The following is a 22,016-nucleotide window of genomic DNA, read 5'->3' on the forward strand; positions in this document are numbered from 1 at the left end:
TAACTTGGCAGCCGTTCAACATGCGGCCGGGACGGGAAGGCTGCCCCGGTCTGGAACCATTAAACATAAAGGGAGAGCTGGATGAAGCGCATCAAGACTCTCATCATGGGCGCCGCAGGGCGCGATTTCCACAATTTCAACTGCGTCTTCCGGGGCGATGAGCGCCACGAGGTGGTCTGCTTCACGGCCACCCAGATCCCGGACATCGACGGTCGCCGCTATCCCGCCGAACTGGCGGGTCCTCTTTATCCCCAGGGGATTCCCATCCATGACGAGAGCGAACTGGCCGACCTCATCGCCCGCCACGGGATCGAGGAGGTCGTCTTCAGCTACAGCGACGTGCCGCACGAGGTGGTGATGCACAAGGCCGCCCTCGTCAACGCCTGCGGCGCCGACTTCCGCATGCTGGGCGGTCGCCTGACGGAGCTGCCCAGCTCCAAGCCCGTGATCAGCGTCTGCGCCAGCCGCACCGGCTGCGGCAAGAGCCAGACCACCCGCCGCGTCATCGAGCTGCTGCGCGCCGCGGGGAAGAAGGTGGTGGCCGTGCGCCACCCCATGCCCTACGGCGACCTGGCCGCGCAGAAAGTGCAGCGCTTCGCCGCCCTGGAGGACCTGGCCAAGCACAAGTGCACGATCGAGGAGATGGAGGAGTACGAGCCCCACATCGCCATGGGCGGCGTCATCTACTCGGGCGTGGACTACGAGGCGATCCTGCGCGAGGCGGAGAAGGAGGCGGACATCATCCTGTGGGACGGCGGCAACAATGACACGCCCTTCTACAAGGCCGACATCCAGATCGTGGTGGTGGACCCCCACCGTCCCGGGCACGAGCTGAGCTATTATCCGGGCGAGACCAACCTGCGCAAGGCGGACGTCGTCGTCATCAACAAGATCGAGACGGCGCAGCCGGAGAACGTGGAGGAGGTGCGCGCCAACTGCCGCCTCGTCAATCCCGGGGCCCTCGTCATCGACGCGGCCAGCCCCATCCAGGTGGACGAGCCGGGGATCATCACGGGCAAGCGCGTGCTGGTGGTGGAGGACGGACCCACCCTCACCCACGGCGAGATGGCCTACGGCGCCGGGATGGTGGCCGCCGAGCGCTTCGGCGCCGCCGCGGCGGTCGACCCCCGTCCCTGGGCCACGGGCACCATCGCCGCCACCTTCGAGAAGTATCCCGAGATCGGCACCCTGCTCCCGGCCATGGGCTATGGCGAGCAGCAGGTGAAGGATCTGGAGCGGACCATCAACGACACGGAGTGCGACGCCGTCATCATCGGCACGCCCATCGACCTGCGGCGGGTGGTGAAGATCGCCCACCCCTGCACCCGGGTCTACTACGACCTGCAGGAGATCGGCCAGCCGACCTTGGTGGACGCCCTGAAGCGATACCTGTAGTCAATTCCCGCGCCCAGTGCCCCCTGCCGACTGCCGGCAGGGGCGCCTGGGCGGGTGTGGTGAAAAAAGGCCGGGCGACGGGTTGACATTGCCCAGCCCATCCCATATCATTGGGCCTTGTTTTTCTGGCGAGCTTGCCGGGCCGCCCAAGGTCGACCGCTGGTAGCGGCGAGGCGGACCCGGTTCATGGCGTAGCGGCAGTGAGCGCGCGCCGAACAGGGGGTTTTATGCGACATGACCATGGTTGACGCCGGCTTCGGCCCTCACCTGATGCTCGACTTGGGCGAGTGTGACGTGAACCGTCTGTCTGACCTGCCTTACATCTTCAATCTCCTCAACACCCTGCCCGATGAAATCGGCATGACCCGCATCACCCAGCCCTATGTCTTCCCCTACGAGGGATTGGTCCCCGACGACGAAGGCATCACGGGCACGGTGATCATCGCGGAGAGCCACATCTCGGTCCACACCTTCCCCCGGAAGAAGTATTGCTTCGTGGACCTCTTCTCGTGCAAGACCTTCGACGTGGATCGTGCACGCGAGCGCCTGATCGAGGCCTTCGGCAGCCGGAGGCCCGAGGTGCACCTGGTGCAGCGCGGCAGCGAATTCCCCCGCGGCATGCTGGTGGAATCCGCCGCCGAGGCCTGCACCGACGGATCGGAACCGATGCGGCTGAGATAAGCCGGGCAACCCCGGACCCCAACATCAGGACCACCCATGCTGCTGGAACGGCTTGTCGCCGGCGCCAGCGGGGATTTCCTTGGCCTCGAGGCGGCTGACTGCGCCTGGGACAAGGCCCGCGTCGCCGTGCTGGGCGTGCCTTACGACGGCACCTCGACCTACCAGAAGGGGGCCGACCACGGCCCGGCCGCCCTGCTGGCCGCCTCCAGCCAGGTGGAGCTCTACGACCTGGAGTGCCACACGGAGGTGCACCGGCTGGGCATCTGCACCCTCGCCCCGCTCCCGGTGGAGCGGAGGGAGGATCCCTGCCTCCTGGCGGATCGGGTGGAGGAGGCGGTGGGCGCCATCCTGGCGGCAGGGCGCCTGCCCGTGCTGCTGGGGGGGGAGCACAGTGTCAGCATCGGGGCCATCCGCGCCGCCCAGGCGGCCCATGGCGACCTGACCGTGGTGCAGGTGGACGCCCACGCCGACACGCGGGAGGAGTACCACGGCTCCCCCTGCAACCACGCCTGTGTCATGGCCCGGGCACGGGAGGGGGGGCCCATTGTCCAGGTGGGGATCCGCTCTCTGGACGCGGCCGAGGCTGCGGTGATCGACGCGGCGCGGGTCCACCCCGCCCACCGCATCCACCGGGACGCGACTTGGCTGGAGCGCATCCGGCCCCAGCTCAGCGCCCGCACCTGGCTCACCATCGACCTGGACGGCCTTGATTCCAGCCAGATGCCGGCCACCGGAACGCCTGAGCCGGGCGGCCTGAGCTGGGTGCAGGTGGTGGACCTGGTGGGCCTGGTCTGCCGCCACAGCCAGGTGGTGGGCTTCGACGTGGTGGAACTCCGCCCCTTGCCCGGCAATGCGGCCCCCGACTTCCTGGCCGCCCGCCTGGTGCATCGCATCCTGGGCGAGATCTTCCGCGAGGATCCGGCCGCCCGCCTGCCCGGGCCGGCGCCATTGGCCTGAGCGGCCGCCCCACCGCCGGGCAGCCCTCTCACTTCAGCAGCACGGCCTTTCGCTGGTCCACCGGCTGTCCGTCCACTTCCAGCCTGAGCAGATAGAGCCCGGCGGCGAGGGCGCCCCCGTCGAAGGGGAGCTCATGCCATCCGGGCGCCAACAGGCCCGCCAGGGGGCGCGCCACCTCCCGGCCGAGCAGATCGTGGACCAGCAGCCGCACCTGGCCGGCGCGCTCCAGGTGGAATGACACACGCGCCATCGGATTGAAGGGGTTCGGCCACAGGTGGTCCAGCCGGGAGCCGCCCTGGCGCTGGACGGAGACGCGATCCAAGCCTGTGTCGTTCTGCAGGGCGCGACGGGCGTTGATGCGGCCAGCGCCCGTGGCGCAACCGGCGTTGCAGGTCAGGTCGTCGATGGGGTCGGCCGTGGCCAGCAGGCGCCCGCGCAGGCCGACGTTGTCCAGGGTGGGATCCATCGCCAGCAGCAGGGCGGCCAGGCTGGTGGCCATGGCCGTGGCGAAGGAACTGCCGCTGATCGGCTCGTAGCCGCTGTTGGTGGTGGTGAGCAGGTCGAAGCCGGGGGCGGCCAGATCGATCCAATCGCCGCAGTAGAAAGCGCAGTCCTGGGCGCTGGTCGCCGTCACGCTGACGATGCCCGTCGCCAGGTCCAGCTGGTCCTGCATGTCGGAGGCCGCGTGGAGGCAGAGCACGCCGCTGTTCCAGGCGGCCGTGGCCGGCGTGCGCACGGTGCCGGAGCCGCTGAAACTCAGGTTGATGAGGCGCGCCCCCTGCAGCGTGGCATAGTAGATGGCTTGGGCGGCGGCGGTGGAAATGATGTAGCTGTTCCCGTCGTCGGCCAGGTATCCGGCCCGCAGGGGCATGAGGCGGGCGTTCCAGGCGAGGGAGGCGATGCCCCTTCCGTTGTCGGCGCGGGCGCCGGCCAGGCCGGCCACCTGGGTGCCGTGCGGGCTCAGGCTGACGGGGTTGTTGTCCTGGTTCAGCACGTCCTCGCCTGGCGCGCCGTTGGTGGTGTGCACGAAGTCCCAGCCGAAGAAGTCGTCCACGAAGCCGTTCCCGTCGTCATCCAGGCCGTTGCGGTCGTCGGGATCCCCGGGGATCTCGTCGGGACTCTGGGCGCCGTCCCCGTCCAGATCCTCCCCCGGGTTGATCCACAGCTGCTGGAGCAAGTCCTCGTGGGTCCAGGTCATGCCGGCATCCACCACGGCGATGATGGCCTGGGGAAAATCCGGCTCCAGGGGCAGCTGGTCCCAGGCGGCGAAGGCCTCCACCCGGCTCAGGGCCCATTGCTGCTCCACCAGGGGATCGTCGGGCGTGCGGCAGAGGGGAAGCAGCCAGTCGGGCTCGGCGTATTCCACCAGACCAGTGGCCTCGAAGCGGACGGCCAAGGCCGGGATGTCCCGCCCCTCGTCCACCAGGAGGACGTGGTTGAGCGACAGGTCGGGCGTCGTGGCGTGGCGCCCGGTTCAGAACAGCGGCTCCAGGCGGGCCTCGGGCACCATGGCCAAGACCTCGCGGAAGGCGGGGCCAAGGTCGAGGCGCCCCTCGACCAGGCCGGGAGCGGGGTCCACCAGGAAGCGGAGGGAGAGGCGGCCGGGCAGCCAGCCCCCATGGCCCGGGGGCGCCACCGCCGCCAGACCGTGTGTCGCCACCAGGAGCCCTGCCGCCAGCAGGAGTTGGCGGGAATGATGGCCACCTGTCGAGTCCATCGCGGCCTCCAAAGAAAAGCGGCCTTTCCTTGCGGAAAGGCCGCCCCGTCGGGTCAGCGTCCCTCGAAGTCTCCGCCGCGGTCCGATGCCGCGCGCGGCCCTTCCACTGACGTCGATTTCATTTGATCAACATGGCCTTCTGCTGGCCAGCGGGCTGGCCGTCCAGCTCGAGGCGCAGCAGGTAGAGGCCGCTGGGCAGTCCGGCGGCATCGAAGCGCCGCTGGTGCTCGCCCCCGGGCAGCAGTCCCTGCGCCAGGAGGGCGACTTCCTGGCCGAGCAGGTTGAAGGCGGCCAGCCGCACCTGGGCCGGATGCTCCAGATGGAAGGCGACCTGGGTGACCGGGTTGAAGGGGTTGGGCCAGGCGGTCGACAGCCGGGGCCCGGCCGGTGTGACGGCGGCGGGAGCCAGCTGGGTGGCGAAGAGGAAATCCTTCAGCACGGGCAGGATCTCGGAGATGCTGTGGCTGGCGCCGGCGCCGCCCGCCGCTTCCAGGGCGAAATTGAGGTAGATCAGCCGGTAGGTGCCCAAGCCCGTGTGGATGCCCGTGGAGAAGACAGAGCTGTTGTCCAGGAAAAGGGTGGCGCCGTCGCCGGCGGGCAGGATCTCCGTGATGGGCACGTCCTGGTTGCCGGCGCCGCCCGCCCCCTGCAGGATGAGGTAGAGACCCTCGGTGGCGGAGCCGGCCACGCCCCGGGCCCCGCGCGTGCCACTGGTGGAGGTGCCCGTTTGCGCCTCAAGCACCTGGGTGAAGAAATCCGTGCCGGCCAGGTCGCTGTCGGCGTACTGGCTGGAGACGACCAAGTGATGGTTGGCGGCGTAGGCCGCGAAGAGCGTCTGTTCGCCCGCATCCAGGGTGCTGGTGTTCTGGCCCGAGGCGTAGATCGTCCAGCTGTAGCGGTTCATGTCCAGGGCCAGCCCGGCGATGTTGGGAAAGTCCCCGGTGGCGCTGCGGTACCAGTCGTAGATCCAGCCCCGCTCCTTCAACGCGTTGCGGTAGGCCGAGTGGATGCCGGCCTCGCCGGCGGAATCGTCGTAGACAAGCAGGTCGGGCAGCCCCACCATGGCCTCCAGGGTGGCGGTCAGGGTGTTGGCGTTGGGCGTGGAGACGCTGAGGCTGATGTCCAGGTACTGGGGGCTGTCATCGACAATGCGGATGAGGGCCGGCCAATTGCTCCCCTGGTAGGTGCTGCCGGTGGGCAGCACGGGCAGGGTGATGCTGGGCGTCAGGATCTCGATGCCGCCGGCGGGGCAGCTCAAGGTCAGGGTCAACTCCTCGGTGGGGTTGATCCCCGTGTTGGTGATGGAATAGTTCACACGCAGGGTGTCGCCCGCCAGCAGATGGCCGCCGTTGATGTCCAGGGCGGCGGTGGCGCCCAGGCTGACCGTGGTCTCCCGGATGTTCATGAGCGCCTTGTAGGCGTTGATGCGCCCCGTGCCCAGCATGCCCGCATAGGCGCTGTTGCAGCCCAGGTTGTAGATGTTGTCCACCGTGCCCAGCAGGCGGCTGCGCACCTCGGCATTGGTCAGCTCGGGGTTCATCCACCAGATGAGGGCGGCCAGGCTGGCGGCGTTGGGACAGGCCATGCTGGTGCCGTAAAGGCTGGCGTAGGTGTTGTTGAAGATGGTGGAGTAGATGGCGGAGCCCGGGGCGGAGATGTCCACCCAGGTGCCGTAGTTGCTGAAGTCGGACTTGCAGTCGTTGGAGCTGGTGGAGGCGACGCTGATCATGCCGACGGAATAGTCCAGCTGATCCTGCGCGGTGCTGTTGTCGTTGCCGGCGGCATGGAAGCAGAGCAGGCCGCTGTTGTAGGCGGCGGTGGCGGGGTTGCGGACGGTGCCGCTGCCGCCGAAGCTCATGCTGATGATCTTGGCGCCGTTCTCGATGGCGTAGTAGATGGCCTGGGCGGCGGCCGTCTGGATGACGTAGCCGTTGCCGTCTGCGGCGTCGTAGCCGGCGCGCAGGCACATGATGCGGGCATCCCACGCGATGGAGGCGACGCCGATGCTGTTGTTGGTCTGGGCGGCGGCGATGCCGGAGACATGGGTCCCATGGCCGTTGAAGTCCATCGGATTGTTGTCCGGCTCGGTGCAGTCCTCGCCGGCGGAGCAGCCGGTGGTGCTCACCCAGTCCCAGCCGTAGAAATCGTCGATGTAGCCGTTGCCATCGTCGTCGATCCCGTTGCGCTCGTCGGCTTCGCCGGGCGTGCTGCCGGTGGGGGGCATGGCGCCGTCACCGTCCAGGTCCTCGCCGGGATTGACCCAGATGCGGTTGATAAGGTCGGGATGGTTCCAGTCCACGCCGGAATCGATGATGGCGATGATCATGCCTGGGTTGCTGGGGTTCTCCGGGATGAGGTCCCAGGCCTGGGGCGCCTGCACGCGGTTCATCGTCCACTGCTGGCCCAGGTACTGGTCATTGGGTGTCCGGTAGACGGGCATGATGTAGTCGGGCTCGGCGTATTCCACCTTGCCCGTCGCCTCGAAGAGGGCGGCCATGCTCTCCATGTCCAGGGCGTGGTCGAAGGTCAGGACGTAGTTGAGGGAGAGGTCCGGCACCGTCTGGCGGCGCAGGACCGGATAGAGCGGCTCCACCGCGGCGGCCGGATGGTCGGCCAGGATGCGGTCGAAGTCCCCGCCCAGGCGGATGGCGCCCTGGGTGCGGCTGATCTGCGGGTGCTCCAGGAAGCGCACCGACAGGCGGCCGGGCACATAGGCGTCGCCGGGGGCGGCGGACAGGGTCGTGGCGGCCACCAGGCAGCCGGCCAGAATCGAGATGAGGCGCAAGAGGAATCCTCCCCTATGATATGTTGCGAACCGCGTCCAAGGCTGGGACCGATGAATCCCGGGGCGGCCTTCAGGATGGTGCCCACCGGGCTGAATGTCAATACGACGCAATAATCGTGCCTCGCCCAGCCGGTCCAGTTCGATGGATGGATTTGATGGAATCGGTTGATGGATAGCACCTTCAGCCCATGCCTTCAGCACCTGGTCGGTGCCTGCATCTGGATTCCCAGACAGTTGTCAGCCGGGAGGAGGGGATGAGACGGCTGCTGGCGCCCCTGCTGCTCCTGGCGGCCGCCCTCGCCTTGCGCGTGGACTGGCACTTGGCCTTCCAGCAGCTGCCCCTCTACCTGTCCCCCGCCGTCGACGAGGCCCTGCACTGGGACTGGGCCCAGGCCCTGGCGGCGGGCCGCGGCTCGCCCGAGATCCCCTACTTCCGCGCGCCGCTCTATCCCTGGTGGCTGGGCTTCCTCCACAGGGCCGGACTGGGCATCGCCGGCCTGCGCTGGGCGGGCACGGCCCTGGGCGTGGCCAGCCTCCTGCTGCTCACCTGGTTGGCCGGACGCTGGCTGGGCCGCTCCGCCGGCCTGGCCGCCCTTGCCCTGGCGGGTGGCTGCGCCGCATGGATCTACTACGAGCCCCAGCTCCTGCTGGAGCATGGTGTCCTCTTCTTGCTGCTGGCCGCCACCACCGCCTGGCTCCTGGCCGGGGAGAGACCGCCCGGCCCCTGCGACCTCGCCTTCGGCCTGGCCCTGGGTCTGGCCGCCATCACCCGCCCCAACGCCCTGGTGCTGGCCCTCCTCGCCCTGCTGCTGATCTGGCGGATGCGCGAGAGCCGCTCCCGCCGTGGCCTGCGGCTGCTGTGGTGGCTGGGCGGCTGGCTGCCGCCCCTGGCCCTGGTGGCGGCCATCAACGGGTGGCCGGGTTCGGGCGTGCTGGTGGCCAGCCAGGGCGGCGTCAACCTCTGGATCGGCAACAACCCGGCCGCCAACGGCTGGAGCGCCGTGCTGCCTGGCGCCGGCCACGCCTGGGAGCGGGCCGACGCCGCCGGCTGGGCCACGCGCGAGGCGGGGCGCCCCCTGACGGCGGGTGAGGAGAGCCGCTTCTATGCCCGGCGGGCGGTGGACTGGTGGCGCACCCATCCCGGCGAGGCGGCGCGCCTGTGGGGACGCAAGATCGTCCTGCTCCTGGCCCCCGAGGAACTGGGAAACAACACCAGTCCCGCCGTCCTGGCCGCCCGGCGGCCTTGGATGGCCGCCCTCCTGCCCATTTCGTGGTGGCTCCTGCTGCTGCCCGGCCTGGCCGGACTGGCCCTGGGCTTTCCCCGCCACGCCGCCCTGCGCGCCTGGGTGCTGGGCGCCTTGCTACTGTATGCGGCCAGTTTCATTCCTTTCTTCATCACCGGGCGCTTCCGCCTCCCCCTTCTGCCGCTGCTGGCCCTGCCCGCCGCCGACCTGGCCGCCTACGCCCTGCCCCGGGTCTGGCGCACGGTGGCCCGGCACCTGGTGGGCCGCCCCGTGCCCGAGCCCGCACCCAGCCGACTGCCCCTGCGCCCGGCCCGCCTGCTGCTGCTGGGTCTCCTGCTGGCGGCGCCGGTGCTGGCCTGGCGGCAGGTCCATGAGGAAGTGGCCGGGGAAGGGGGCCGACGCGGTTGGCAGTCCTTCCAGCTGGGCAACGCCTGGATGCGCCTGCAGCAGCCGGATTCCGCCCGCGCCTGCTTTTTGGACGCGCTGGAGGACGCCCCCGCCCTGCCCGAGGTGCGGCTCAACCTCGGCCTGCTGGCCTGGAGGGTAGACCCCGCCCGCGCCGAGAGCCTCTTCCGGGCGGAGCTGGCCTGGAACCCGACCTGCGCCAAGGCCTGGAACAACCTGGGCGGTCTGTGGCTGGAGCAAGGCGAGCCGGCGCGGGCGGCGGAAGCCTTCCGCCTTGCCCTGCGCCTGCGGCCCGACCTGGCCGACGCCGCCTGGAACCTGGGCCTGGCCCAGACCCGGCTGGGCCTGGCCGCCCTGGCGGCCGGCGACAGCGCGTCAGCCCGGGCGGTCCTGCAAGAAGTGTTGAGTAGTCCTTATCGTGGAGCCGGTCAAAGGCGCCTGGCCACCGTCCTCACATCGGCAGGGAAGCCGGCCACGCCTTGACGCCACCTCCACATCGATATCGGTATCGCTATCGCTATCGCTATCGACCCGCATCATAGGTCCAGCGCCGCCACCCGAAAAAAAGCCGCCTCCGGCCACAGCCCGTCCACCAGCCAGAACTCCTGCCCCTCCTGAACAACCAGCGGCATCCAGGGACCCATGACCTCGAGCGCGATCTCCACGCGGTAGGCCGTGGCGCCGGGGATGGCGTTCCAGGTGAGGCGGCTTCCCCCGGCTTCCCGCTGGATGGACAGGTCCGGCGCTTCAAGTCCCGGCGTCAGCCAGGTCCAGAACAGGGGCAGCACGCTCTGGCCGGCGGAACTGTCCAGCAGAAGATTGGCCTGGCCGTCGCAGGGGCCCTGGATGGTGAGCGGGAAGAGGAGGCCGGCGCCCGGGGCCAGGCTGGCCGGCACGGTGCCCGGAACGAGGCAGTCCGGCTCGTCGCTGACAAGGCTGTGGATGATGAGGGGGCTGCCACCCGGATTGCCCAGCCAAAGCTGCACGGTGACCGGCTCGCCCGGGCAGGCCCGGCGCAGCGTGTCGGGCCGCATCACGCGGGCGGCCGGCCCCGCCGGCAGGTCGGCGCTGCCCGCCAGGGAGGCCAGGCGCAGGAGGAGGCCGGGCTGCTCGATGAAGGGATTGCGGTTGGCCTGCAGGGCGGCGATGCCCGCGTTGCGCGTGGTCTCCTTGGGGGAGACGGGATCGCTCAGATGCCAGGCGCGCAGGACCGCTTCCTGGGCGGCCATGTCCAGGAAGCCCTCCCGGTTGCCATAGCGCAGGGCGAAGTACATGACGGCGCGGGCGCAATCCCCTTTGTGCAGGTCGCGCGGCTCGAAGACGGTGACTCCCGCCGCGTTGGTGCCGCGGTTGGACCCGCCCAGGGGATAGCCCGGGGAGGAGTTCAGCACCACGCCGAAGGGCAGGTTGCCGCGGCTGTTGTTGACCCAGGCGTTGGTGGGGTAGAGGTGGTGCAGGTCGCTGCGCGCCTCCCCCTCGGCGCCATAGGACTGCGGCCAGGTGTGCTCCGTGTTCATCACGGCGGGGTCGGGAATGCCCGCCGTCTGGACGAGGGCGCCCGTGTAGACGCACTCCACCCAGCCGTCGACGTTGTCAAGATTGCTGAACATGGCCAGGCGCGCCGCGTCGTAGGAGAGGGGCGTCTGCCCGGCGACGAGGCCGGCCAGCACGGTCTTGAGGGCCGAGCCGCTCAGATTGTAGGTGCCGTCCCAGGTGGTGCCCGGATAGTCGCCGTCCGCCGACAGCGGCAAGGCCGTGGCGCCCCAGTCCCCGCTGGCGGTCAGCCAGGCCTCGTAATGGAGGTTGTGGGGCGGCTGGATCTGCACCAGCAGCTCCAGGACCTGGCCGGGCGGGATCCAGGCGGAGGCGGGGGAGACCGTGAAGGGACCGCCCACCACCTCGATGCGCTTGACGTGGACCGCCTGCTCCCCTTCGTTGACCAGATGGGCCGTGGCCGTGCCCAGGCCGGTGGTCGACACTTGTCCCAGGGCCAGGCCGCTTTCGAGGAAGACCGGTGCCGCCGCGTCCGTGGGAATGGGATCCGTGCCCACCAGATAGCCGCCGCCGGCGCTGACGCTTTCCAGGTCCTGGTCGTCCACCGCCCGCACGAAGTACTCGACCAGCGCGCCCGCCGGCTGGGCGGGAATGAGGCCCTGCCAAAGGGGCGCCGCCGCGGAACTCATGGGCGTTGTGGTCCAGGCGGCGCCGGCGCTCCAGGACAGTTCCACCAGCGCCAGCAGTCCATCGTCGCTGACCTCCGCGCTCACCGTCACCGCCTGGCTGTCCGTGGGCAGGGCGGGCAGGTGGGCCACGTTCGCCACCAGGGGCGGGCTGTCGGAGTCCACGGCATGGCTGCCGAAGCCCGTGAAGGTGTCCTGGGGCAGCACGTCCCACTGGGAATCCGCCGGACTGGTGCCCGCCGACAGGCTCCAATCCACCGTGCCCTGCGCCACAGCAGGCTTGCGGGCCAGGGTGCGGTCCTTGGTGGCGGCGGCCACGCCGGCCACAGGCCAGCCGGCGCCGGGATCCTGGCCCAGCACGCCGATGCCGTCCAGGAGGAGGGGGCTGCCGCCCTGCATGCGGTAGAGTCCGACGAAATCATTGCCGTTCCAGTTGGCGAAGGTGCTGGAAGTGGCATGGGCGAGGGCGAGCAGGGCGGGGGCGGCGTTGGGATGGGCCACCACAAACACGGCACCCGGAGCGAGGCTGCCGCTGAAGGTGTGCAGGGTCGGGGTGGCCGCGCCGTTGGAGGCGAGGCCCAGCCGGTGATCGGCCAGATGGATGGTCGCCGCCGTCCCGTTGTAGATCTCGATGGCCTTGTTGAAGCTGCTCCCCTCGCAGTACTCGCTGATGAAGAGCTCGCCCGCCCGGGAGGCGGCGACCAGACAGACGCAGGCCAGTAGAATGAACAGCTTCACGCAGGATTCCCCCGTTCAGGCCCCGCCCGCCGGCGGGGATCCGGACTCTCATCGGCAAGGCGCCGGCCTGCCTGCAGGTGGCGCGCTGAAGAGAAGGCGGCCCCCCGCAGCGGGGGACCGCCTTGTTCAGATGGTCGACGTGCGGGTGGCGCTCAGTTGACCGCCACCACCTTGTAGAAGGCCCGCCCCGTGGCCGGCACGGACAGGAAGGTGGCGCCGCCCGTGGGGACACCCGCGTTCCAGCCGTCGTAGCCGGTGGAGGTGGAGCTGAACACGATGTAGTCCGTGGCGCCTTCCACCGGCGCCCAGCTCAGGTTGACCAGCCCGCCGCCATAGGCGGCGCTGACCACCGGCGCGTCCAGCTCCTGCGGTGCCAGGGTGATGTCGGCCCAGCGGCGCGGGGTCATCTGGTAGCCCTCGAAGTAGGGCGCGGTGCCGTCGAACTGGCCGATCACGCCCACCACATGGAAGGGACCCCCCGGCGCCGGGTTCTCATCGATGTTGGTGTCGCGGTCGATGCGCATGACAAACTGGTCGGCGCCCTGGGCGATGGTGACGTTGGCATGGCTGCCCGGGGCCGGCCACTGCAGCGGATCCACCAGTGTGCAGTTCAGCAGCTGCACGAACTGGGCCTCGAAGGACTCGGGATCCGCGCTCAAGGCGGCGATGGTCGTGGCGACGGGGACCGGCTCGCCCACGTGGCCGAGCACCACCACGCCGGCGATGTTCTCCATCTCGGTCAGGCCGTTGTAGAAGCCCACCGTGCCCACCGCCTGGATCTCGTCGCCGATGATGGCGGTGGAGCTGTAGAGTTCGCCGCCGAAAAGGGCGACGCTGCCCGTGGCATGGGTCAGGTAGAAGGGGCCGCCCGAGCCGAACTCGGAACCGACGGTGAGCACGCCACAGATGTACTGGGTCGTGCCCTGAAGCAGGGGCACGCCGTTCCCGTCGTTGGCGCGGATGGTGGCGATGTCGGCGCAGGGGAAGACGGCGTAGACCGTGTAGCTGAAGGTGGCGCTGGTGCTCGTCTCCGCCTCGTTGTCGGTGGCCTCCACGTAGTAGTCCACCATGGCGCCGTCGGCCTGGGCCGGAATGGTGGCGCCCCAGATGTCGCCACTGACCACGCTCATGGGCAGGGTGACCACGCCGCCGCCGTTGACCTGGTAGTTGAGAACGACGCTGGCCAGGGACACATCGTCCACGACCAGGGCCGTCACCGTCACCGCTTCCGTGTTGTCCGGCACGTAGGGCAGACGGGTCATGGCGCTGATGGAGGGCGGCTGGTTGCCGGCATAGGTGAAGTCGGCCAGGCTGCGCGGAATGAGCTGGTGGCCGTCCAGGTAGGGGCTGCTGGCGTCGTACTGGCCGATGACGGCGGTGAGGGTGAAGGCGCCGGCGGGGGCCGGGCTGCCGTCGATGTCCGTGTCGCGGTCGATGAACATGACAAAGCTCTCGGCGCCCTGCAGGACAGTCACCGTCCCGTTGCTGCCGGAGGCGGGCCAGGTGGAGCCGGGATCCAGCTCCAGGCCGGTGACGCGCACGAACTGGGCCTCGTAGCTCTCGGCGCCGGCGTTGAGCTGGGCCAGCGTAAGGTCCACCGGGGCGGGTTCGCCGGGATGTCCCAGGATGTTGATCACGGTGCAGTTCACCAGCTCGGTGAGGCCGTTGAAGAAGCCCACCGTGCCCGTCACCTGCACCTCGTCGCCGATGACCACCCCCGTGCCGATGACGTTGGCCCCGTAGGCCGTCATGCTGCCCGTCTCATGGGTGAAGTAGATGGGGCCGGCGGTGCCCAGCTGATTGCCCATGGTCACCACGCCGCACAGGGTGCGCACCTGGTTGAGCAGCACCGGCTGGCCGGTGGCGTCGTTGGCGCGCACGGTGGCGATGTCGTCGCAATCAGAGGGGTCGTAGACCTGGTAGTCTTGGGTGCCGGACACCGTGGTGTTGCTCTCGTTGTCCGTGGCCTCCACCCGGTAGCCCACCATGGCGTTGTTGGCCTGGGCGGGGATGGTCCCGGCGTAGCTCGGCGCCACGCCCAGGGTCATGGCCGTGCTCTGCTCGGGACCACCGTCGACGGTGTAGACCAGGGTGACGGCGGTCAGGGCGCCGTTGTCCGTGACGTCGGCGCTCACGGTGACCGGATCGCTGCTGGAGGGCATGGCCGGCAGGTGGGCCAGGTTGCTGATGATGGGCATGCCCGTGTCGATGACGTGGCTGCCCAGGTTGGCGAAGGTGTTGATCGGATGGATCACCCACTGGGAGGTGGCGGCGTCCGTGCCGGCCGATGCGGCCCAATCGGTGGTGCCGCCGGTCACGGCGGGCTTGCGGACCAGCGTGTGGTCCATCGTGCCCGAGGCGTCGCCGGCCACGGTCCAGGAGGTGCCCGGGTCCGTCCCCAGGATGCCGAAGACGTCGATGAGGACCGGATTGCCCTCCACCATCTGGTAGAGGCCGATGTAGTCGTCGCCGTTCCATTGCGCAAATCCGTTGCTCACGACGTCCGCCTGGGCCAGGATCGCCGGGTCCGCCGCGCCGTTGGCCACCACGAAGACGTCGCCGGGGGCGATCACATGGTTGAAGGTGAACATGGTGGGGTTGGCGTTGCCATTGAAGGCCACACCGAAGCGGTATCCCGCCAGGTCCACCGGGGAGGCGGTGGGATTGTAAACCTCAAGGGCCTTGTTGTTGCTTGATCCTTCGATGTATTCGCTGATGAACACGCCGGCAAAGGAACGCGCGGCCAGCATCAGCAGCAGGCCGCCCAGCATGGCTTTCTTCATGGGACCATCCTCTGATTTGGAGAACACTCGATGTTGATTCCGTCCGCCCCGCCCCCTCCGCAGGCCCAAAGTGGGCCGGCCGCGTGAGATCCGGGTGAGCTCGACAGGCTGCCTTGTGCCTTGGGCGGACCAAGGTCAGGAAAGCTTGGCACAGCAAGAATCATGCCTTGAAAGCTGGACACCTGCCCCCACCCGCCGCCGCTGGAAGGGCTTGCGTGTCAAGACAATGGAAGACATCCCAGGCCGTCCCGTCCTGCCCGCCGCGGCTCTGTGCCCGATTCTGGCCGCAGCAGCGCGCCGCTGGCGGGAAGTCCATGCCAGTGCCGGAGAGCCGCCTGTTCAAGATCCGACAGGCCGGGCAGGCCTGAATGGGCCTGCGCGCCCTGGGGACAGGCCACGGACCACGTACAGGACAGAAGGCCGGTGCCGGTCATCGCCTGATGACCATGCGGCGGATGCTTTCTACCTTGCGGCCGGGCGTCCTGAGCGCGCCGCACCGCACCCAAGCGAGGAATCCCATGAGCTGCAATCCTTCCCTGCGTGCCCCGCGCGGCCGCGAGCTTCATTGCAAAGGCTGGCTGCAGGAGGCCGCCTACCGCATGCTGCTGAACAACCTGGATCCGGAGGTGGCCGAGGATCCGGATCAGCTCATCGTCTACGGCGGCACGGGCAAGGCGGCGCGCGACCGGGCCAGCCTGGGGGCCATCCTGGCCAGCCTGCGCGTGCTGGAGGACGACGAGACCCTGCTGGTGCAAAGCGGCAAACCGGTGGGCGTGGCCCGCACCCACCGCGACGCCCCGCGGGTGATGATCGCCAACTCCAACCTGGTGCCGCGCTGGGCCACCTGGGAGCACTTCCACGAACTGGAGGCGGCCGGCCTCATGATGTACGGCCAGATGACGGCCGGCAGCTGGATCTACATCGGCACCCAGGGCATCCTGCAGGGCACCTACGAGACGCTCGTCGCCGCCGCCCGCCAGGATCTGGGGCGGGAGGACCTCAGGGGCACGCTCACCGTCTCGGGCGGCCTGGGCGGCATGAGCGGCGCCCAGCCCCTGGCCGCCGTGATGGCCGGCGGCGTCTATCTGGGAGCCGAGGTGGATCCCGCCCGCATCGCCCGCCGCGCCGCCAGCCGGCGCCCGCGCTACCTGGACGAGGTGGAGCCCGAGCTCGACCGCGCCATCGACCGGGCCCTGGAGGCCCGCGCCGCCGGCCGCGCCCTCTCCATCGGTTGGGAAGGCAACATCGTCACGCTGCTGGAGCGCATGATCGCGCGCGGCGTGACGCCCGATCTCCTGACCGACCAGACGAGCGCCCACGACGAGCTGCACGGCTATGTGCCGGCCGCCCGGCCCGACGGCCGGCCTCTCGACCATGCCGCCGCCCTGCGGCTGCGCGGGGAGGATGCCGCCGCCTATCGGGCGGCCAGTTTCCACACCATGGCCGCCCACGTGCGGGCCATGCGCCTGTTGCAGGAGCGCGGCGCCGTCACCTTCGACTACGGCAACAACCTGCGCGCCAAGGCGCTCGAGGGCGGCTTCCTGGCGGAGGGGGAGATCCGCTCCCCCGACGGCCGCTGGCTCTATCCGGGTTTCGTGCCCGCCTACGTGCGGCCCCTCTTCTGCGTGGGCAAGGGCCCCTTCCGTTGGGCGGCCCTCTCCGGCGACCCGGCGGACATCGCCGCAACCGACCGCATCATCCTCGAGCTGTTCCCGGAGGACCGTGCCCTGGGCAACTGGATCCGCCGGGCGGGGGAGATGATCCCCTTCCAGGGCCTGCCGGCGCGCATCTGCTGGCTGGGTTACGGCGAGCGGCACCGGGCCGGCCTGGCCTTCAACCAGGCCGTGGCCGAGGGCCGGCTGCGGGCCCCCATCGTGATCGGCCGCGACCACCTGGATTGCGGCAGCGTGGCCAGCCCCAACCGGGAGACGGAGGCGATGCGGGACGGCAGCGACGCCGTGGCCGACTGGCCCCTGCTCAACCTCATGCTCTCCACCGCCTCGGGCGCCACCTGGGTCAGTTTCCACCACGGCGGGGGGGTGGGCATGGGCTACAGCCTGCACGCCGGCCAGGTGGTGGTGGCCGACGGCACCCCCGAGGCCGCCCTGCGCCTGGAGCGGGTCCTGACCAACGACCCGCTCAGCGGCGTGCTGCGCCACGCCGACGCCGGCTACCCGGAGGCCCTGGCCTGCGCCCGGCGCCACGGCATCCCGCTGCCCATGGTTGGACGCGGCGCATGAGAAGGGCGGCGCCCTATCGTCCCTCGCCCTGGCTGACCCGGATCAGCGCCCTGGCCGTCCGCGCCCTGGGGCGCCTCTACGCCCCCGTCCAGGTGAGCGGCCGGGAGCGGCGCCCCGCCGGACCCTACGTGGCCGTCTTCAATCACGGCTCCGCCCTGGACGTGGCCGCCCTGGCCCATCTGGTCGACCGGCCCGTCTGTTTCTGGGCCAAGGCCGAGCTGCGCGGGAAGCCGCTCCTGGGAGCCTGGCTGAGCGCCTGCGGCGCCGTCTTCGTGCGGCGCGGCCAGCGGGACACGGGTGCTTTCGAGGAGGCGCTGGACCGCCTGCGCGCGGGCCTGCCCTTTTTCCTGGCGCCGGAGGGCACGCGCCACCATGGGGAAGAGGGGGTCCGGCCCCGCACCGGTTTCGTGCGACTGGCCCAACTGGGCGGGATCCCGGTCCTGCCCTGCGCCATCGCCGGCGCGCGCGCGGGCCTGCCCCCCGGCCACGTCTGGCCGCGCCTGCGCGGCCGCAGCCCCGTCCACGTGCAGGTGGGCGAGCCGCTGCGGCTGCCACCGCTGCCCGTGGACGAGGCCCATCGCGCCGAGCTGGCCGACCAGGCCGCCTCGATCATGGACATCGTCTACCGGATGAAGGCCGAACTGGAGGAGCGAGGCTGATGGACCTGCTGGTCGAGCGCTGCGGACCGGTGTGGAGCCCCGATCCGCACATCCCCTACCGCATGGAGGAGCTGCCCGGGGACTGCATCGTGGTCCGCCGGGGCCGGGTGGCCTGGACGGGCGGGAGCGCTGCGCCCGAGGTCCTCCGCGCACGCCAGGAAGGCATGGCGACGCTGGACGCCGCCGGCGCCATGGTCCTGCCCGGTTTCGTGGACAGCCACACGCATCCCGTCTTCTTCGAGCATCGCGCCGCGGAGTACGAGCTGCGCAACGCCGGCCGGAGCTACCTGGAGATCCAGGAGGCGGGGGGCGGCATCCTGGGCAGCCGCCGCAGCCTGATGGCCGCCGATCCCGCCGGCCTCAAGGAGCGGGTGCGCGCCCGCCTGCGCCGTTTCCTGGCGCTGGGCACCACCACGATCGAGGCCAAGAGCGGCTACGGCCTCAGCGTGGAGCACGAGCTGCTCTCGCTCTCCATCCTGCGCGAGCTGGCCGCCGAGGAGCCCATCGGCATCCATCCCACCCTGCTCGCCGCCCATGGCGTCCCGCCCGAGCACCGCGCCGACCGCGGCGAGTGGTTCCGCCTCATCCGCGAGGAGATCCTGCCCGTCGTCGCCCGTGAGGGCCTGGCCGAGGCGCTGGACGCTTTTTGCGAGCCGGGCGTCCTCTCCGTGGAGGAGACGGAGGACCTGATGCGGGCCGGCCAGGAGCTGGGCCTGGCCGTGCGCCTGCACGCCGAGCAGATCGGCCACGGCGGCGGAGCCCGCCTCGCCGCCCGGCTGGGGGCCCTCTCCGCCGATCACCTGGAGCAGGTGGACGAGGCGGACATCGCGGCCCTGGCCGCGGCCGGCACCGTCTTCGGCCTCCTGCCCGGCTCCACCTTCTTCCTGGGGCAGCGCGAGTACGCCCCGGCCCGCCGCATCATCGCCGCCGGCGGGCGCATCGCCCTCGCCACGGACTACAACCCCGGCTCCAGCCACATCCAGTCCATGCCCTTCATCCTGACCCTGGCCACCTGCCAGCTGAAGATGACGGCAGCGGAGGCGATCTGGAGCGCCACCATGGGCGGCGCCGTCTCCCTGGGGCGGGGCGACCGCCTGGGCTGCCTGCGGCCGGGCTGGACGGCCGATCTTTGCCTGTGGCCCTTCTCCGCGCTGGAGGAGCTGCCCTACACGGTGGGGGACAACCGGCCCCTGCGCGTGGTGAGACAAGGCGTCGTGCTGGCGCCGGAAGCCGGCTATCCAAACCTGACGGGGCTTGGTACATTCAGCCATGGATGACCTGATCCGCCAGCATCTGGGCGAGAGACAAACCAGCGGCGTCCGGGAGGAATTCTCCCAGAACACGCTCGGTCAGCTCATCCAGACCCTGGAGAACATGGCGGCCGAGGGGCGCGACCCCATCCGGGTCGTGTACGGCTGGCGGGACGCCCTTTATCCGGATCTGCCCCTGCTCCCCGTCAACCGCCAGCTTCCCTCTTCGTCCTACCAGGACCTGAGCGCGCACCTGGGCCAGGACGCCACCACCCTGCTCTACCTCTTCGACGACGGGGCCTCCGCCTTCAGCCTGCTCGGCCAGCTGGTGGACAATCCGGAGATCAGCGTCTTCCAGCAGCGACTGCCGGTGCGCGCCCTCTGGAGCTTCGACCGCACCTTCCAGCAGGAGCTGCTGGCCGAGCTGGAGCGCCGGTTGCCTTTCCACCGCCTGCCCCTGGACGATCAGCCAAGGCGCAACGGGTTGGCGGCCCGCTTCCACGGCCGCCTCATCAAGTTCCTTGAGGAGAGCCTGCTGGAGACGCGCCAGTCGCTCAACCTGATCACCGGCATCCTGCGCGTGCAGAAGACGATCAGTCGCGAGTTGGACTTCGAGCGTCTGCTGGAGCTGATTGGCGACACCCTGATCGAGACCTTCCATTTCCAGTTGGGTGAGCTGGAACTCTACGACGCCGAGGAGTCCCGCCTCGTCCACCAGGTCACCTGGAACATGGACAGCCCGGGGCAGACACTCAGCCGCAACCTGCAGATCCTGCTTGACGTGGAGCAGGAGCGCTCCCTCTTCCTGGCGGGCGCCCCGGTCGTGCTCGAGGCCCTGCGCCGCCACCCCCTCGTCCTCAACCACCGCCTGGTGGAGATCCTGGGCCTGCGTTTCGCCATCCTGCTGCCGCTCTTCGCCGGCGACGAGAAAGTGGGCCTGCTCAAGCTCTACTACGGCCACCCCGAGGTGATCAGTCCCACGCGCCTGGCCTGGCTGGAGGAGCTGTCCAACCTGATGGCCAGCGCCATCCTCAACGCCCGCGAACATACCCGCGTCTTCGAGCTGGCCACCAAGGACGGCCTGACCAGCCTGCACAACCGCCGCTACTTCGAGGAGCAGTTCAACCTGGAACTGGCCCGCACACGCCGTACCGGCGCCCGGCTCAGCCTGCTCATGCTGGACGTGGACCACTTCAAGACCTACAACGACCGCAACGGCCACCTGGCTGGCGACGAGGTGCTGGTGCAGGTGGCGCGCCTCGTCAAGCAGAACATCCGCTCGGTGGATCTCATCGCCCGCTACGGCGGGGAGGAGTTCATCATCCTGCTCACCGGCGCCGACATCTTGGTGGGCCGCACCGTGGCCGAGAAGATCCGCGCCGCCATCGCCGACCATCCCTTCCCCCACGGCGGGGGACAACCGGGTGGCCGCCTGACCGTCTCCATCGGCGTGGCGGAGATGAAAAGCTCGACCCGCGCCCTCGAGGAGATGATCCGCCGGGCCGACGCCGCCCTCTACCGGGCCAAGGAGCAGGGACGCAACCGGGTGCAGACGGACGGATGAGGATGGTGTCCGTCCCCGCCCCGCCCCAATGCCAGCCCACTGGCCCGGCCGTCCCCGAGCGGGGGCCGGCCCTGCTCATCCCGGCCTTCCAGGCTGCCCGCAGCCTGCCCGTCCTCCTGGGCGAGATTGCCCGGGGCCTGCCGGGGCTGCCCGTGCTGGTGGTGGACGACGGTTCCACCGACGACACGACCCAGGCCGCCCGCGCGGGCGGCGCCGAGGTCTTCCGCCACCTGCGCAACCAGGGCAAGGGCGCGGCCCTGGCCCGCGGCTGGAGCCTGCTCTTCCGCCGCGGACATGCCGCCGTGCTCTGCCTGGACGCCGATGGCCAGCATGATCCGGCCGAGGCCAAGGCCTTCCTCGACCTGTGGCGTCGCGAGCGGCCCGATCTGATCGTGGGGGACCGCGGCCTGGGGGAGGCGTCCATGCCCTGGGACCGCCGCCTCTCCAACCGCCTCTCCACCCTGGTGCTGCGCCGACGGACGGGCTTGCCGCTGACGGACAGCCAGTGCGGCTTCCGCCTGCTGACGCGCTCCCTCTGGGAGGGGCTGCGGCTCCGCGGCCGCGCCTATGACCAGGAGAGCGAGCTGCTGCTGCAGGCGGCGGCGCTGGGCGCGCGGGTGCGGCAGGTGCCGGTGGTCCAACGTCCGGCCCGGGCGGACAGCCACGTGCGGCGCGGGCCGGATCTCCTGCGCTTCCTGGCCCGGCTGGCCGAGGGCGCCGCCGCGCTGGAGGACGAGGAGACATGAGCGAACATCTCGAGGAGGCCCGCCGCGAGATGGTGGAGCGGCATCTGCGGGCCCGCGGCATCCGCGACGAGCGGGTGCTGGGGGCCATGGCGCGCCTGGAGCGCCATCGTTTCGTGGACGGTCCCATGATGGCCCGCGCCTATGAGGACCGTCCCCTCCCCATCGGCCAGGGACAGACGATCAGCCAGCCCTACATCGTCGCCCTGATGACGGAGGCCCTCCAGCTGACGGGTGACGAGCGCGTGCTGGAGGTGGGCACAGGCAGCGGCTACCAGGCCGCCCTGCTCAGCCTCCTCTGCGAGCGGGTCTACACCATCGAGCGGCACAGCGAGCTGCTCGTCCGCGCCCGCCGCGTCTTCGACGAGCTGGGGCTGGCCAACATCGTCAGCCGCCGCGGGGACGGCAGCATCGGCTGGCCGGCCGAGGCCCCCTTCGACCGCATCATCGTCACCGCCGGCGCCCCGGCCGTGCCCGACTCCCTGGCCCGGCAGCTGGCCCTGGGCGGCCGCCTCGTGCTGCCCGTGGGCGACCGGCGCGAGCAGGAGCTGAAGATCGTCGACCGCCTCTCGGACAGCGCCTTCCGGGGCCGCACGGCCGGGGCCTGCACCTTCGTGCCGCTGCTGGGCAAGGAGGGCTGGGCCGCCGGCACCCCCTGACCACCACTCCACACTG

The 22,016-nt window shown here is 70.2% G+C and carries 15 protein-coding genes; 10 read left to right on the forward strand and 5 right to left on the reverse strand.

The genetic code is table 11. From position 1 onward, the window contains the following. Positions 1–81 precede the first annotated feature (81 nt). The 3 genes from Q8O14_10140 (at position 82) to speB (ending at position 3,033) form a co-directional block, all read left to right on the forward strand. Complete coding sequence (locus tag Q8O14_10140) at positions 82–1,395, forward strand: cyclic 2,3-diphosphoglycerate synthase (protein ID MDP2361099.1); 1,314 nt, start codon at positions 82–84, stop codon at positions 1,393–1,395. A 270-nt stretch (positions 1,396–1,665) separates the two neighbouring features. Next, positions 1,666–2,076 (forward strand): S-adenosylmethionine decarboxylase, encoded by a 411-nt coding sequence (locus Q8O14_10145; protein ID MDP2361100.1) that lies wholly within the window; start codon positions 1,666–1,668, stop codon positions 2,074–2,076. Positions 2,077–2,112: 36 nt separating this feature from the next. After that, the gene (gene speB / locus Q8O14_10150) at positions 2,113–3,033 is read left to right on the forward strand and encodes an agmatinase (GenBank protein MDP2361101.1); all 921 of its coding nucleotides are present in this window, start codon (positions 2,113–2,115) and stop codon (positions 3,031–3,033) included. 28 nt (positions 3,034–3,061) lie between these two features. On the opposite strand, the gene Q8O14_10155 is transcribed toward speB, so the two are convergent. The 3 genes from Q8O14_10155 to Q8O14_10165 form a co-directional block, all read right to left on the reverse strand. Next, a complete protein-coding gene (locus tag Q8O14_10155) occupies positions 3,062–4,456 on the reverse strand; it encodes a S8 family serine peptidase (protein MDP2361102.1) in 1,395 nt (464 codons plus the stop codon). 51 nt (positions 4,457–4,507) lie between these two features. Then, entirely contained in the window at positions 4,508–4,750 is a 243-nt protein-coding gene (locus Q8O14_10160; protein ID MDP2361103.1) for a hypothetical protein, read from the reverse strand. Between the two features lie 118 nt (positions 4,751–4,868). Then, complete coding sequence (locus Q8O14_10165) at positions 4,869–7,535, reverse strand: S8 family serine peptidase (GenBank protein MDP2361104.1); 2,667 nt, start codon at positions 7,533–7,535, stop codon at positions 4,869–4,871. Between the two features lie 254 nt (positions 7,536–7,789). On the opposite strand from Q8O14_10165, the gene Q8O14_10170 reads away from it, so the two are divergent. Beyond that, positions 7,790–9,667 carry a tetratricopeptide repeat protein gene (locus Q8O14_10170; protein ID MDP2361105.1) on the forward strand — a complete coding sequence of 626 codons (1,878 nt, stop codon included), beginning with the start codon at positions 7,790–7,792 and terminating at the stop codon, positions 9,665–9,667. A gap of 53 nt (positions 9,668–9,720) precedes the next feature. On the opposite strand, the gene Q8O14_10175 is transcribed toward Q8O14_10170, so the two are convergent. Both Q8O14_10175 and Q8O14_10180 read right to left on the reverse strand, forming a co-directional pair. After that, a complete protein-coding gene (locus Q8O14_10175; protein ID MDP2361106.1) occupies positions 9,721–12,102 on the reverse strand; it encodes an endonuclease in 2,382 nt (793 codons plus the stop codon). 152 nt (positions 12,103–12,254) lie between these two features. Then, entirely contained in the window at positions 12,255–14,885 is a 2,631-nt protein-coding gene (locus tag Q8O14_10180; protein MDP2361107.1) for a lamin tail domain-containing protein, read from the reverse strand. 518 nt (positions 14,886–15,403) lie between these two features. Between Q8O14_10180 and hutU the strand changes: the two genes are divergently transcribed. The 6 genes from hutU to Q8O14_10210 are packed head-to-tail and all read left to right on the forward strand — an operon-like array spanning position 15,404 to position 22,000. Next, the gene (hutU, locus tag Q8O14_10185; protein ID MDP2361108.1) at positions 15,404–17,125 is read left to right on the forward strand and encodes a urocanate hydratase; all 1,722 of its coding nucleotides are present in this window, start codon (positions 15,404–15,406) and stop codon (positions 17,123–17,125) included. After that, positions 17,122–17,784 (forward strand): lysophospholipid acyltransferase family protein, encoded by a 663-nt coding sequence (locus tag Q8O14_10190; GenBank protein ID MDP2361109.1) that lies wholly within the window; start codon positions 17,122–17,124, stop codon positions 17,782–17,784. The genes hutU and Q8O14_10190 overlap by 4 nt, the downstream gene beginning before the upstream one ends. Continuing rightward, the gene (hutI, locus tag Q8O14_10195) at positions 17,784–19,061 is read left to right on the forward strand and encodes an imidazolonepropionase (GenBank protein ID MDP2361110.1); all 1,278 of its coding nucleotides are present in this window, start codon (positions 17,784–17,786) and stop codon (positions 19,059–19,061) included. The genes Q8O14_10190 and hutI overlap by 1 nt, the downstream gene beginning before the upstream one ends. Beyond that, on the forward strand, positions 19,054–20,598 hold the full coding sequence (locus Q8O14_10200) for a sensor domain-containing diguanylate cyclase (protein MDP2361111.1): 1,545 nt from the start codon (positions 19,054–19,056) through the stop codon (positions 20,596–20,598). Before hutI ends, Q8O14_10200 begins: the two co-directional genes overlap by 8 nt. Continuing rightward, on the forward strand, positions 20,595–21,344 hold the full coding sequence (locus tag Q8O14_10205; protein ID MDP2361112.1) for a glycosyltransferase family 2 protein: 750 nt from the start codon (positions 20,595–20,597) through the stop codon (positions 21,342–21,344). The genes Q8O14_10200 and Q8O14_10205 overlap by 4 nt, the downstream gene beginning before the upstream one ends. Next, positions 21,341–22,000, forward strand: a complete 660-nt coding sequence (locus Q8O14_10210) for a protein-L-isoaspartate(D-aspartate) O-methyltransferase (GenBank protein MDP2361113.1) — start codon at positions 21,341–21,343, stop codon at positions 21,998–22,000. The genes Q8O14_10205 and Q8O14_10210 overlap by 4 nt, the downstream gene beginning before the upstream one ends. The last annotated feature ends 16 nt before the right edge of the window (positions 22,001–22,016 follow it).

It is taken from the genome of bacterium (genome assembly GCA_030685015.1).
GTDB lineage: Bacteria > CAIWAD01 > CAIWAD01 > CAIWAD01 > CAIWAD01 > CAIWAD01.